Origin of the sequence: Christiangramia sp. 3-2217-3z, from assembly GCF_051195275.1 — a bacterium.
GTDB lineage: Bacteria > Bacteroidota > Bacteroidia > Flavobacteriales > Flavobacteriaceae > Christiangramia > Christiangramia marina.
The window spans coordinates 55,778-68,933 of the sequence record NZ_JBNJLI010000008.1; the positions used below are offsets into that span (position 1 = coordinate 55,778).

At 36.7% G+C, this 13,156-nt stretch carries 14 protein-coding genes and 1 tRNA gene; 6 read left to right on the forward strand and 9 right to left on the reverse strand.

Going from position 1 to position 13,156, the window contains the following annotated elements; genetic code table 11:
* Positions 1-17 precede the first annotated feature (17 nt).
* The 4 genes from ACSHZO_RS13615 to ACSHZO_RS13630 all read right to left on the reverse strand — a co-directional run bounded on the left by ACSHZO_RS13615 (position 18) and on the right by ACSHZO_RS13630 (position 3,973).
* Positions 18-677 (reverse strand): YggS family pyridoxal phosphate-dependent enzyme, encoded by a 660-nt coding sequence (locus ACSHZO_RS13615; RefSeq protein WP_298247880.1) that lies wholly within the window; start codon positions 675-677, stop codon positions 18-20.
* Between the two features lie 63 nt (positions 678-740).
* On the reverse strand, positions 741-1,976 hold the full coding sequence (locus ACSHZO_RS13620; RefSeq protein WP_298247881.1) for a DUF1015 domain-containing protein: 1,236 nt from the start codon (positions 1,974-1,976) through the stop codon (positions 741-743).
* A gap of 75 nt (positions 1,977-2,051) precedes the next feature.
* Positions 2,052-2,942, reverse strand: a complete 891-nt coding sequence (locus tag ACSHZO_RS13625) for a 3-hydroxyacyl-CoA dehydrogenase family protein (protein ID WP_298247882.1) — start codon at positions 2,940-2,942, stop codon at positions 2,052-2,054.
* 65 nt (positions 2,943-3,007) lie between these two features.
* Entirely contained in the window at positions 3,008-3,973 is a 966-nt protein-coding gene (locus ACSHZO_RS13630) for a Gfo/Idh/MocA family oxidoreductase (protein ID WP_298247979.1), read from the reverse strand.
* 136 nt (positions 3,974-4,109) lie between these two features.
* On the opposite strand from ACSHZO_RS13630, the gene ACSHZO_RS13635 reads away from it, so the two are divergent.
* On the forward strand, positions 4,110-4,751 hold the full coding sequence (locus tag ACSHZO_RS13635) for a protein-L-isoaspartate(D-aspartate) O-methyltransferase (RefSeq protein WP_295182500.1): 642 nt from the start codon (positions 4,110-4,112) through the stop codon (positions 4,749-4,751).
* A gap of 78 nt (positions 4,752-4,829) precedes the next feature.
* On the opposite strand, the gene ACSHZO_RS13640 is transcribed toward ACSHZO_RS13635, so the two are convergent.
* Entirely contained in the window at positions 4,830-5,852 is a 1,023-nt protein-coding gene (locus ACSHZO_RS13640; protein ID WP_298247883.1) for a M28 family metallopeptidase, read from the reverse strand.
* 195 nt (positions 5,853-6,047) lie between these two features.
* On the reverse strand, positions 6,048-6,674 hold the full coding sequence (locus tag ACSHZO_RS13645) for an SGNH/GDSL hydrolase family protein (RefSeq protein WP_298247884.1): 627 nt from the start codon (positions 6,672-6,674) through the stop codon (positions 6,048-6,050).
* A 218-nt stretch (positions 6,675-6,892) separates the two neighbouring features.
* Here ACSHZO_RS13645 and ACSHZO_RS13650 point away from each other — a divergent pair.
* Together ACSHZO_RS13650 and ACSHZO_RS13655 are read left to right on the forward strand one after the other, a co-directional pair.
* Positions 6,893-6,977 (forward strand) — tRNA-Ser (locus ACSHZO_RS13650).
* A gap of 237 nt (positions 6,978-7,214) precedes the next feature.
* Positions 7,215-8,432, forward strand: coding sequence for a site-specific integrase (locus ACSHZO_RS13655; protein ID WP_298247885.1), 1,218 nt, complete (start codon positions 7,215-7,217; stop codon positions 8,430-8,432).
* A gap of 88 nt (positions 8,433-8,520) precedes the next feature.
* Here the strand turns inward: ACSHZO_RS13655 and ACSHZO_RS13660 are convergent, their stop codons facing one another.
* The 3 genes from ACSHZO_RS13660 to ACSHZO_RS13670 form a co-directional block, all read right to left on the reverse strand.
* Positions 8,521-9,165: a type II toxin-antitoxin system HipA family toxin gene (locus ACSHZO_RS13660; protein ID WP_366941479.1), complete on the reverse strand. Its 645-nt coding sequence runs from the start codon at positions 9,163-9,165 to the stop codon at positions 8,521-8,523.
* A complete protein-coding gene (locus ACSHZO_RS13665; RefSeq protein ID WP_298247886.1) occupies positions 9,138-9,449 on the reverse strand; it encodes a hypothetical protein in 312 nt (103 codons plus the stop codon). Before ACSHZO_RS13665 ends, ACSHZO_RS13660 begins: the two co-directional genes overlap by 28 nt.
* Before the next feature lie 555 nt (positions 9,450-10,004).
* Positions 10,005-10,433, reverse strand: coding sequence for a PepSY-like domain-containing protein (locus ACSHZO_RS13670; protein ID WP_298247887.1), 429 nt, complete (start codon positions 10,431-10,433; stop codon positions 10,005-10,007).
* A 123-nt stretch (positions 10,434-10,556) separates the two neighbouring features.
* Between ACSHZO_RS13670 and ACSHZO_RS13675 the strand changes: the two genes are divergently transcribed.
* From ACSHZO_RS13675 to ACSHZO_RS13685, 3 genes are all read left to right on the forward strand, one after another.
* Positions 10,557-11,234, forward strand: coding sequence for a response regulator transcription factor (locus ACSHZO_RS13675; RefSeq protein ID WP_298247888.1), 678 nt, complete (start codon positions 10,557-10,559; stop codon positions 11,232-11,234).
* A complete protein-coding gene (locus ACSHZO_RS13680; protein ID WP_298247889.1) occupies positions 11,231-12,499 on the forward strand; it encodes a sensor histidine kinase in 1,269 nt (422 codons plus the stop codon). Before ACSHZO_RS13675 ends, ACSHZO_RS13680 begins: the two co-directional genes overlap by 4 nt.
* Before the next feature lie 88 nt (positions 12,500-12,587).
* Complete coding sequence (locus ACSHZO_RS13685) at positions 12,588-13,034, forward strand: PepSY-like domain-containing protein (RefSeq protein WP_298247890.1); 447 nt, start codon at positions 12,588-12,590, stop codon at positions 13,032-13,034.
* Positions 13,035-13,156 lie beyond the last annotated feature (122 nt).

The window sequence follows — 13,156 nt, forward strand, 5'->3', positions numbered from 1 at the left end:
TACTCTCTCCTCTAGTTTTAATTATAGTTGCGTTCACCAAAGATGCTGCTGCCAATTCTCACCATAGTAGAACCACATTCCACGGCAATTTTGTAATCGCTACTCATGCCCATAGAGATCTCTTTGAGTTCAGGGAAATCCTGGCTGAAATCATCAAAAGCGGACTTTAAACGATCAAATTCTTCGCGAACCTGTTTCTCATCTTCAGTAAATGTTGCCATTCCCATCAATCCAACAATATTGACATGTTTCATTTCAGCATAAGCTTCAGATTCCAGAATCTCACGAGCTTCCTGCCTGCTTATCCCGAATTTTGAATCCTCTTCAGCGATCTTTATCTGTAATAAACAATCGATGGAACGTTCATTCTGTTTCGCGCGTTTGTTGATCTCCTTTAATAATTTGAGACTATCCACCGCGTGAATTAAATTTACATAAGGTGCCATGTACTTCACTTTATTGCGCTGTACGTGACCAACCATATGCCATTCAATATCTTTGGGAAGTTCTTCCCACTTATCGGTCATCTCCTGGATCTTGTTCTCTCCAAAAATTCGTTGACCAGCTTCGTAAGCTTCCATAAGATCCTCGTTAGGCTTGGTCTTTGAAATAGCGACCAGCTTTACATCCTCAGGAAGTTCACTTCTGTATTTTTTTATATTTTCTGAAACACTCATCCTTTATAACTTTAATTAAGGATATAAAATCCCTGGTAGGGCAGGTTGGTTATCGCGCTGAAGTCAAAATTCATAAATGGTAAGACCACTTCGCAATTTCGGCTCAATATAAGTACTTTTTGGCGGCATGGTCAAATTTTCATCGGCAATTTGCTTGATTTCTTCGATACCGGCAGGTAACATCCCAAATCCGACTTCAAATTCCCCGCTATCTACCCTTGTTTTTAATTCTATTAGATCATTGCGGCCATGAATATACGCGATACGTTTGTCGTAACGAAGATCTTCGATTCCCAAAATAGGCTTCAGAATCTTCTCATACAAAATATAGGAATCCAGCTCACTCAAGGAATCTGTAAACTCGGCGTTATGCTTCCGAAGGTATAAAGAATAGAACTCGCCATCCAGATACATATTAAAATGATGTTTTTTGGAAGGTTTGTAAATATCGATTCCGCGATTTTCTATTCTGAACCATTCATCCAGCAGGATCAGGAATTCTTCTTTTGAATGTCCGTTCAGGTCTTTTATAAGTCGGCTGAATTCGAAAATTCGAAGGTTGCTTTCAGAGATGAGGTAGCTCATAAAGAAATTATAGGCTTCTTTTCCTGTATGATCAGGGTTTTGATCTCTGCTTTCCTTCGCCAGTAACCAGGAGGATGCACTACGATGATGACCATCTGCGATATATAATTGTTCTATCGCAGCGAATTGTTGCCTGATCCTCTCGATGTTCTCTGGCTCGTCGATAAGCCATAGCGAATGTATTTCTTTATTCGCCGTGGCAAATTCATATTCAGGTCTTGATCTCATTCTTTCTTCCAGCAACTCATTGATCACGGGATCATCTGGATAGGTAAGCAGTACCGGTTCTGTATTAAAGCCAACGACCTTCAGATATTCCTTAAATAATTCTTCCCTGTGCGCGATGGTATCTTCATGCCGTTTGATTACATTGTTTTCGTAATCTTGAACACTCGCCGCTGCAATGATTCCGCAGCAATCGCCATCGCGGGTATGTATCTTATAGATATAATAGGAGGGAAGTTCATCCTGTATAAAAGTACAGTCTTCGCGAAACTCGAGGTAACGGTTCTTGACCATTCCAAATCGCTTTTCACCGCCAATCTCATGCTGAAATTTATACCCGGGATTTATGATATGTAGAAATGAATAAGGATTGAATTCCAGCTGAGCCTTTAATTCCTCTTCATTATAGTCCTCATAAGAACGGGATGCGACAAGCCCGGCAAATTCTCTTGCCGGGCGAACCGCTTTAAAAGGTAGTATTTTTGTCAATTTTTAAATGCTATTTCCAGGCTGTAAAAACTTCAGAATAACCTGAAATTAAGCCCTAATACTATATCAGCAGTTCTAGCTGCTAAATTGTTCTGAAACTTTTTCTGCTTTTCTACTTTCAGAATAATCATAGAAACCTTCACCAGATTTTACTCCAATCTTTCCAGCACGAACCATATTGGTAAGTAGCGGGCAAGGTGCGTATTTAGGGTTTTTAAAGCCATCATACATTACTTCCAGAATGGAGTGACAAACATCAAGACCAATAAAATCTGCCAGTTGCAGTGGTCCCATAGGATGTGCCATTCCAAGTTTCATTACAGTATCGATCTCGTAAACTCCGGCGACTCCATTGTAAAGAGTTTCAATCGCCTCGTTGATCATTGGCATTAAAATTCTGTTTGCCACAAATCCCGGGTAATCGTTTACTTCTACCGGTACTTTATTCAGTTTCTTAGAAAGCTCCATGATCGTATTGGTGATTTCATCACTGGTATTGTAACCGCGAATGATCTCTACCAGCTTCATGATAGGTACAGGATTCATAAAGTGCATTCCAATCACTCTTTCTGGATTAGAAACTGCAGCGGCGATCTGGGTGATCGAAATAGAACTGGTGTTTGTTGCCAGGATAGTGCTGGCTTCAGTATTTGCGTCAAGATCCTTAAAGATTTTCAGTTTAAGGTCTGTATTTTCTGTAGCAGCCTCAACAACAAGGTCTACACCTTTAACTCCTTCAGCAATGCTGGTAAAAGTGCTAACGTTGGATAAGGTATTATTTTTGTCATCTTCCGTTATCTTTTCTTTGGACACCATGCGATCAAGGTTTTTTGAAATAGTATCCATTCCTCGTTTCAGGCTATCTTCAGAAATATCGATCAAATGTACTTTATATCCGCTTTGGGCAAAGGTATGTGCGATCCCATTTCCCATTGTTCCGGCTCCTATTACGGCAATATTTTTCATAGAAATATAAATTTTAAGTGTTCCGGTTTATTTCACTTCGGAAACATCCTGAACTGTATTTTAGTTTAAATATTAAAATTGGCGATCACCTGGTTGGCAACTTTAAGGGCATTTGCCGCCTGTTGCATGGTCACCACCGGTTCGGTATCATTCTGGATTGCTTCAGCGAAACTTTCCAGTTCTTCAAGAATGGCGTTGTTGGCTGAAACATCTGGATTATCAAAATAGATTTGCTTTTTCACTCCTTCAGCATTCTGAAGGATCATCGCAAAATCATCTGGATCCTTTGGGGCATCCTTCATTTTTACAACCTCGCATTTTTTCTCCAGAAAATCTACTGAAATATATGCATCACGCTGGAAGAATCTCGATTTTCTCATATTCTTCATGGAGATCCTGCTCGCGGTAAGATTTGCCACACAACCATTTGCAAATTCTATACGCGCATTCGCGATATCTGGAGTCTCGCTGATTACTGAAACTCCGCTGGCATTGATCTTTATTACTTCAGATTTTACTACGCTCATCACCGCATCGATATCGTGAATCATAAGGTCTAGCACCACCGGTACATCTGTCCCACGCGGATTAAATTCAGCTAAACGATGTGCTTCAATGAACATTGGGTTTTCAATGCGATCTTTAACCGCCTGAAATGCAGGGTTAAACCTTTCTACGTGACCAACCTGCCCTTTTACTCCATGTTCTTTAGCAAGTTTGATAAGTTCTTCTGCTTCCTCGTACGTATTGGTAATAGGTTTTTCGATAAATAAATGTTTACCGGCAGTAATTACTTTTTTTGCAACATCAAAATGCGCGAGGGTAGGAGTAACCACATCAATCACATCTGCATCTGCAATAAGTTCATCCAGATTCTCATACATTTTGTAGCCAAATTCTTCTGAGATCTTTTTTGCATTTTCAGCATTCGCATCATAAAACCCGATGAGATCATATTTTTCTGACTGCTGTAATAATTTAAGATGAATTTTCCCGAGATGACCTGCACCCAGAACCCCTGCTTTCAGCATATATTTTGCATTTTTCACAAAAATAGCATTTTGATATTAAATACTTTACAATTACAGGCCAAATTGGGAGTGCAAATTACTTGGGAATAGTCGGCTTCTTTGCCTAATTTTATACCCGCAACAAAGCAAACCGGACTTGAAAGATACTTACAGACATCAGGGAAAAAGACAGCAATTAGTAAGAACGGTGGAGAAAAAAGGAATCACCGATAAGAAAGTGCTGGCTGCCATTGGAAAGATCCCACGACACCTGTTCATGGATAGCAGTTTTGAAGATCATGCATACCAGGACAAGGCATTCCCCATTGCGGCAGATCAAACTATTTCACAACCTTATACGGTAGCATTTCAATCTGAACTTCTGGAGTTAAAACCCGGAGAAAAGGTGCTGGAAGTTGGAACTGGAAGTGGTTATCAAACGGCAGTACTTTGCTTGCTTGGCGCCAAAGTCTATAGTATTGAAAGACAAAGGGAATTATATAAAAAGACCAAAACCTTTTTGTCGAAAATCGGTTACAGACCCAAATATTTGAGTTTTGGGGATGGTTATAAAGGAATTCCTGAATATGCACCTTATGACAAGATCATTGTTACTGCCGGTGCGCCGGAAGTTCCAATGGATCTGCTGAGCCAGTTAAAGGTTGGAGGACGCCTGGTCATCCCGGTAGGAACAGACGTGCAGATCATGACATTGTTTATTCGGAAATCCCCAAAAGAATTTGATAAAACTGAATATGGGAACTTCAGATTTGTTCCATTGCTTCAGAATAAAAATTAGATAACATCTCGAAAGTTGAGATCAAAGCATTAAAAAAGCTCCTGTGAAGGAGCTTTTTATTTTTATGGTATTCAGAAATTATTCTGAATCTTTTTCGATCGGTTTATCCACCACAAGTCTTTCATCACGGTTAGCGATCTCCCAGGCAGTAAGAAATACTAATTGCGCACGTTTGGCCAACAGGTCATATTCGATCTTATCTGGAGTATCGGTCATTTTGTGATAATCGGCATGAGTTCCATTAAAGTAAAAAATGATTGGAATGTTGTTTTTCGCGAAGTTATAGTGGTCACTTCGGTAATAAAATCTGTTTGGATCATTCTCGTCGTTATACTTATAGTCAAGATCCATATTCACAAATTTAGTGTTTACGTTCTCACTCAATTCATGAAGATCTGTGCTTAACTTATCACTTCCAATTAGATAAACGTAGTCGTCTTTCCCTTCATGATCAGGATCGATTCTACCAATCATATCGATATTAAGGTTTGCTACGGTATTCGCTAGCGGGAAAATTGGCTCATCTGTATAAAACTTAGACCCAACCAGTCCTTTTTCTTCACCAGTTACATTCAGGAAAAGAATAGAACGTTTTGGAGTGTATCCATCTTTACTGGCTTCAACAAAAGCTTCAGCAATTTCAAGAACGCCAACGGTTCCAGAACCATCATCATCTGCACCATTATAAACATTTCCTTCATCGTCCATTCCAACATGATCGTAGTGTGAAGAAATGACTAGAATTTCATCAGGCTTTTCAGAACCTTTTAAAAACGCTACAACATTTTCTGTAGGTTTTACATTTCCTCTTCTAAAATAGCTTACTGGTACTTCCTGGTAATAGTCATCACCGCCAATGGGAGAAGGCAGGTTAAGACTTTTATATTCGTTTTTAAGATATTCTGCAGCCATTTTCTGCCCAGGCTCTCCAGTTTCACGACCTTCGAATTCATCACTCGCAAAAGTGTAAAGATGCTCTTTAAGCTCTTCGGAAGTGATCGTATTCGCATATTCCATAGGATCTGCATTTTCGATTTTTTTGTTATGAGCGCTACATGCGGCCAAAAGTGCAGGTAAGGCCAGAAACCAAATTTTTTTCATATTGTAAATTAGTTTTTCGTTAATGCCGCCAATATAGCGGTTTCCTTGCAAAGGATATGAATGTCCCTTAGTGAATAGACTAAGATGATTTGAAAAGGTTTAAATTGAATTGCGTACTTGCTGAAATAATTGACAAGATTTTGAAGAATTTCTTTACTAATGCAGACTATTGTAGATAAGAATTTTCGACGTTTTCTACTGGTTGCTTAACGCCTTTTTGATAGCTTCTATAGCTAAAGGCTCCATGATTCGATATGCGGTGGAATTAGGATGAACTCCATCTTCAGAAAACTTTTTCGGCAGTCCCTTGCTATCATCACGCAAAGAGTCAAAATAATCGAGGTAGACATATCCATTCTCTTCCGCAAAATTCTGAAGCCAGGCATTCAGTTCTTCTATTTTGGAAATAGGTTTCAAGCCGGGTCGCCATGGATAATCGTGGACAGGAAGCACCGAACTTAGTATAACTTTAATATTTTTCTTTTCTGCCAGGTAGGCCATGGCTTGGATATTATCGGTAATAATTTTGAAGGAATAGATACCTGTGTTCTCGGCGATATCATTAGTTCCTGCTAAAATTGCCACTGCCTTTGGATTCAAATCCAGTACATCTGCAGTGAATCTTATAAGCATTTGTGGAGTGGTTTGGCCGCCAATACCTCTACCAAGATAATTGTTGGTATCAAAAAAATTTGGATGAAGATTCGCCCATGCTTCTGTAATTGAATCGCCTATAAATACTACTTCTGGCCATATTGAACTTTGTAAAATTATTTTGTTCTCTTCGCGATACCTATTTAAAGTTGCCCAGTCCTGCTCCATTTTTCTCTTAGAATATCTAATGATGACTGAAAGAAAAGGAAATAAAAATAGACACCAATACTTCTGCTGAATTTTTTAAAGTAAATTCCTGATATGAAATTGGCTGATTTAGAAGTGGCTACGAAAAAAGTAGAAAAAGTTTAGAAATTAGTTGTTATAAATTGAAAAAGCTTGTTATATTTGCACCCGCATTCAGCAAATAGCTGATGAGGCGCTCCGGAGAAATGGCAGAGCGGTCGAATGCGGCAGTCTTGAAAACTGTTGAGGGTCACACCTCCGGGGGTTCGAATCCCTCTTTCTCCGCTGAGAATTAAATAAATTCTGCTAAAAGCCCGTAAACACTATGTTTACGGGCTTTTTTAATTTTCTTTAATATCAAATAATAGCATCTTATACCAATGAAATAGAGCTTAATTCGGTGCTGTTTTTTACGATGAAAAAGCAGCACCGAATCTTCCGTAATGGCTTTAAAATTAGTGTGTTGTAGGGGTTGTAACTATTTTTTTTATTTATCTTTAGGAAGAATAAAAAGCAGCACCGATGTTTGAAACCTACTCTACATTATTTTATCCTAAGAACAGCAATAAGGATAAATCAGGAAAAGTCCCTATTTACTTGAGGATTACAGTAAACGGTAAACGTAGCGAGATAAGTATTAGGAGGAAGATAAGACCTGAAAATTGGAATACAGACACAGGTTCGCTCCGTGGTAAAAGTGTAGAGTCTGGAAATTTTAATAGATATCTGAATGATATTAGGAGCAGAGTAGATAAGATATTTGAGCAATTAACAAAGGAAGATGTTCATTTTACAGCACAAACAATTCGAAATATTTATTCTGGGAAAGATCAGAAAAAGAAAATGTTACTCGATATTTTTCAAAATCATAATGATCAAGTAGATCGCCTAGTAGGAAAAGATTTTGCTGCGGGAACGGCAGAACGCTATCGAACCGCTAAAAAGCACATCTCTGAGTATATAACGAAAGAATATAGAGTAAAGGATATACCGGTACAAGACGTAGATCATCAATTCATCACAGGTTTCGAATACTACTTGAAGACTGAAAGAAATTGCGGTCACAATACGGCCGTGAAATACATCACCAATTTTAAAAAGATTATCAGAATTGCTTATGCGAATAATTGGATTCAGAATGATCCATTTCTTCACTGGAAGGCCAAATTAAAAATTGTAGATCGTGAATTCCTGACCGAGGGTGAAATTCAACAACTTATAGAAAAGGACTTTCATACTAATAGGCTGGAACTAGTTAGAGATATTTTTATTTTCTCATGCTTTACGGGTTTAGCGTACTCAGATGTTAAAAAGCTTACAGTGCAAAATATTGTTATAGGTATAGATGGTCACAAATGGATTAAAATTAATCGCTCTAAAACAGATTCAAGAAGCAACATTCCGTTGCTACCAACTGCGATAGAGATAATCCAAAAATACTCTTTTGATTTAGTAGCGTCAAGTAGAGAGCTTTTACTACCCATCTTGACAAACCAGAAGATGAATGCTTATTTGAAAGAAATAGCAGATTTGTGTGAAATTGATAAAAACCTAACCTTCCATCTCGCTCGTCACACCTTTGCTACTACTGTAACACTTTTAAATGGTGTTCCAATTGAATCTGTTAGTAAGATGCTTGGACACAAAAATTTGAAAACAACACAGCATTATGCAAAGATTCTAGATCAGAAAGTAAGTGAAGATATGATTGCGCTAAGAACCAGAATGCAGAAGCTTTAGGTTTTTAGAATCACTATCTTGCCTAAAATTCGAGGGGTAGTCCAGATAAATAAATATTTAAATGTTCACAATATGTAATATGTATGTTTCATTGGTGAAAATAATGTAAACACTTATACTTGATGTGGCCTTCGAATTTAGTCAAATGGTTCGTCAAGTTATTTTGTATTTTATTTTTTAAACGACTATTAACAGACACTTCGGAGGCATAATCATTCCAATCTTTCATTTCATCTAATCTCCGGTTAATTATATCATCCATTTTATCAATATTCATGGATTTCCCTATAGTTTGTAGGCTTTCTCGGGTGATATCTTTTCTTTTACCTCTAAAACTGAGCGCATGCTGATGCACCCAAGTGCTTCCGGAGCTGTAAGCATAGCAAACATCATAAGCGCTAGCTATCGACCAATTCTTATCTTTCTCTATTAGGAATGCAAAGTTTTTAGTGCGATCATCGTAGTTTTGAGCTAATACATTAAAAACCATTCTCCGGTATATTTCTTCAGCTTGTGGATAAGGTAGACCAAGTATTCGCATCCTTTGAAATAGCTGTTCATAACTGTAGCTGTTCACATCATTAAAGTCATAGTGTTGCATTAGGCAAAAGGTTTGGACATGATGTTTCTGATTCTGCTTTCCACGATTAAATCGTTGATTCATGAAATGAGCTCTGCCATTCTCTTCTAGTAGCCGAGATGGCATCATATCAATTCCACATGCAATAGCCATGTTATAATATGCCAAAGATACCCGACCATAACCATGGCTCTCGCCAAATTTTGCATCCCTAGTACATCTAATTTAATGAACCAATGTCTGAAACCTTTTGTTACATTTGTTTGACCAGATCTAAATTCTTTAGTTTTTTCAATATAAGCGATAATCGCTTTGGGGAGGGCACCGACTGCAGAGTTTCCAAGTCTCAAAATATCCTTCATGGCCTGTTCATCATCTTTAGACAGGTTGGTATGGAAATCATCTCGCTGACTAAGAATTTTATGTGCTATATCCACTAAGGAATCTACTGCAACTGAAAATGTATTTTTTTTGCTATGAATGTGGTGGGTTCAAATTCTAACGCACCCATACCACGAGTGACAATGAAACATAACTTTTCTATAGGATTCACACTGTTTTCCGATCGACCGTTTTGGAGCCAACCAGCTATTGATAAGCGTGAGAAAAAGTAATAGCAGAATTTTCGTTGGCATCAAATTAATCTTAAATATAAAGATTAAACTTTTATAAATATCAATTCATTAAGCCTTGTACTATATCGATTAAACAATTTTCCTGCTTAATCTTCTAGGTTCGTCTAAGATCCAAAGTCACTTACTAGAACGAATTATAAGGTGGATTTAAAAGATTTTTAAAAACCGAATTAGGTATGAAGTTAACCTAAGAATAATGGATGATTAATTCTAGAAATTAGGACTGGGAAAAAAATGAAGGCTTATCTCAATTGGAAATTCTTAACCTTTGTATATAGAGGCGGCAATTCGGCATTGTTTATAAAAAAGCCCCAGAAGTATTAAATCTGAGGCTTAATTTTGAAATACATCATTTAATTACTTCTGGATAATAGCGCCCGATTCTTCAAACCTCAGAATTTTCTTTGTCCATCCTTTTTTAAGTTCTATTTCATAAGTGATTTTATCATTTTCCTTTTTCATTTCAATATCGTCTATATTAAATTCAGAATAAGAATTTTTAATCTTGCTTTTTATAGCATCCGGTAATTCTTTTTCGTCTATTTCGCGTTCTGTCTTAATAATATTCCCAGCTTCATCAAACCAAATTTCCTGCTCTTTCCCCTCTGAATCAAACTCTACATTAATTAGACCGTTTTCTATTTCCCACTCTATTTCACTGGCGTTGGGATATTCTTTTTCTAACTGCGATTTCAAATTTAATGGAACGTCTTCGTTGTTGAGCTCTTGTGCATTTGCAGATAAGGTCATTAGTACCATTAATCCAGCGATTTTTAAACCTTTCATATTTTCTAATTTTTAATTTGACGCAAAATAAATACTCGAAACTGGAATCAATTAGGAATGAATTATAAAGTAAATCCCATATTTTTCTAGATTTCAGTGGTAATTTTAAATAAAATTTTCTGAATGAAAATATTGATCATAGAAGATGAATTCGAAATGCTTGAGAATATGCAGAATTCTCTGGAAAAACAGAATTTTGTAGTGGAGCTAGCACAGAACTATAAAGAAGCTGTATCGAAAATAGGGGTCTACGAATATGATTGTATCTTATTGGATATTTCTTTACCAGATGGAAATGGTCTTCAGTTATTGAAAAATATCAAGGACAAAGGTATAACCGATAATGTAATCATTGTTTCGGCTAAGAATTCTATCGATGATAAAGTTGAAGGACTGGACCTTGGTGCAGATGATTATTTGCCGAAACCTTTTCATATGGCCGAGTTGCATGCGCGCATCAACGCTGTATTGAGACGTAAGAATTTCAAAGGTTCTAATGTTTTGGAGATAGCTAATGTCTCTATTTTCCCCGATAAGCATAGTGTTGAAATCAATAAAGAAATGGTTTCTTTGAATCGAAAGGAATTTGCCATCCTCCTTTACCTGGCAACCAATAGAGGAAGATTAGTCAGTAAATCTGCCTTGGCTGAACATGTTTGGGGCGATTACATAGACCAGTCTGATAATTTTGAGTTCATCTATTCCCAAATAAAAAACCTTCGAAAAAAACTGGAGGAATATCAGGCTGAAATTGAAATAAGGGCGGTTTACGGAATTGGATACAAATTGCAAAGCCTATGAAATTACTGAATTATACCACCGGTTACTTTGCGATTGTTTTACTTATTCTTCTCTCTGTCTGGGCGGCCATTTTTTATTTCGAAATGCTAGATGAAATTTACGATTCCATGGATGATGGTTTGGAGAATCAGAAAATCCTGGTGATTCGTCGGGTTACCCAGGATTCAGTAGTACAGGAAAAATCTCAATTTGGTGAAGGTTATTATACTTTAAAAACAATCGAATCTCAAAATGCTCATAGTTTCAAAGATGTGTATCGAGATTCCTTGATGTACATGGAAAATGAGAAGGATTATGAGCCGGTTCGGCTTCTGGAAAGTGTATTCAGCCATCATGGGGAATTCTACAAGTTGAAGGTTATAACCTCCATGGTGGAGGAAGATGACCTCATTGAAGATTTACTTTACTCTTTATTGTGGTTGTATTTAGGTCTTATAGTTTCTATTCTTTTTCTGAATAATATAATTCTTAAAAAAGTATGGAATCCTTTTTACAAATTATTGGAAAGGTTGAAATTATTCAATATTGAAAAAGATAAAAATATTGATTTTCAGTCCTCTGAAATTGAGGAGTTTGTCTTGCTCAATTCACAAATACAACAGCTTTTGCAAAGATCCAGCGTTAGTTATATGGGGCAGAAGCAGTTCATTGAAAACGCTTCACATGAATTACAAACACCTTTGGCAATAAGTATCAATAAGCTTGAACTACTCTTAGAAGATAATCACCTAAGTGAAACACAAGTTGAATATATAGCTGCTGTAATTCAGAGTTTAGAACGGCTCACGAGATTCAATAAATCATTACTATTACTAAGCAAGATTGAAAACAGGCAATTTATTTACGAAGAAAATATTGATATTAATGAAATCCTGGGGCAATTGATTACTGATTTCTCAGACCTTGCTACACATAGAAACATGTATTTTGAAATTCTTGAAAATCAAATCCTTCGATTCAAAATGAATCGTGAACTAGCAATTATTTTATTATCGAACATTTTAAAAAATGCGATTATTCACGGAAAGGAGGGAAGTACCATTGGTATTAGATATAAACGAGATTGTGTTGAAATCTCCAATACTTCAGAAGAAAATGCGCTCCATAGAGAGAAGTTATTCAACCGACTTTATAAAATAAGTAATAAAGAATCTAGCGGACTCGGTTTGGCTATTTCCAAAGCAGTAGCAGATCTTTATGATCTTGATATTGAGTATTCCTTCGATAAGCAGCACAATTTTCAAATTTGTTTTCCGAATACTTAAAACTTCCCTAATCTTTTATCGAGTTTATCAAATTCCAGATTCTTTCCTGAATTGGAGCTCACCTTTGTAGTGTAAAAGAAATTATACTATGAAACGATTTATCTTAATGACGATGCTTGTTGCAGGATCACTTATTTCGTGTGATGCAGATGACAATCAAAATGTAGAAACGCCTTCAGTGGTCTTAAATACTTTCCAAAGTAAGTTTCCGGATGCTCAGGACATAGAATGGGAAAAAGACCAGGAGAATTTTGAAGTAGAATTTGAGATTGACCAAATTGAACACACCGCTTTGATCAATCGCGAAGGCAATCTATTAAAAAGGAAGAATGAAATAGAAATTTCTGATTTACCTGAAGTTGTACTCCAAAATCTACAGGCCAATTACGAAGTTGACAAAATCGATGATATTGAGACTTTGTATCTAGAGCAATCTATCTTCTACCAGATAGAAATTGAGAACACATTTTCTAGTAAAAAAATCATATTCAACCAGGGAGGAGAAATTGCTCAGGGTATTGAATATATGGAGTGAAGTTATTAATAAAACCAGTCTTTATTTCTGAGCAACATTTTATATCCAATATAGTGGTTATGATGGCGATGGATTTGTTGTGAGAAAGGCTGGTTTTTCTTTTTTAAAAAATTAAAATCATT

Excerpts from the sequence above, each read along its gene's own strand:
- ACSHZO_RS13615 (WP_298247880.1), bottom strand. The coding sequence starts at position 677 with ATGAGTGTTTCAGAAAATATAAAAAAATACAGAAGTGAACTTCCTGAG.
- ACSHZO_RS13625 (WP_298247882.1), bottom strand. The coding sequence starts at position 2,942 with ATGAAAAATATTGCCGTAATAGGAGCCGGAACAATGGGAAATGGGATC.
- ACSHZO_RS13630 (WP_298247979.1), bottom strand. The coding sequence starts at position 3,973 with ATGCTGAAAGCAGGGGTTCTGGGTGCAGGTCATCTCGGGAAAATTCAT.
- ACSHZO_RS13640 (WP_298247883.1), bottom strand. The coding sequence starts at position 5,852 with ATGAAAAAAATTTGGTTTCTGGCCTTACCTGCACTTTTGGCCGCATGT.
- ACSHZO_RS13645 (WP_298247884.1), bottom strand. The coding sequence starts at position 6,674 with ATGGAGCAGGACTGGGCAACTTTAAATAGGTATCGCGAAGAGAACAAA.
- ACSHZO_RS13655 (WP_298247885.1), top strand. The coding sequence starts at position 7,215 with ATGTTTGAAACCTACTCTACATTATTTTATCCTAAGAACAGCAATAAG.
- ACSHZO_RS13660 (WP_366941479.1), bottom strand. The coding sequence starts at position 9,165 with ATGGCTATTGCATGTGGAATTGATATGATGCCATCTCGGCTACTAGAA.
- ACSHZO_RS13670 (WP_298247887.1), bottom strand. The coding sequence starts at position 10,433 with ATGAAAGGTTTAAAAATCGCTGGATTAATGGTACTAATGACCTTATCT.
- ACSHZO_RS13675 (WP_298247888.1), top strand. The coding sequence starts at position 10,557 with ATGAAAATATTGATCATAGAAGATGAATTCGAAATGCTTGAGAATATG.
- ACSHZO_RS13680 (WP_298247889.1), top strand. The coding sequence starts at position 11,231 with ATGAAATTACTGAATTATACCACCGGTTACTTTGCGATTGTTTTACTT.
- ACSHZO_RS13685 (WP_298247890.1), top strand. The coding sequence starts at position 12,588 with ATGAAACGATTTATCTTAATGACGATGCTTGTTGCAGGATCACTTATT.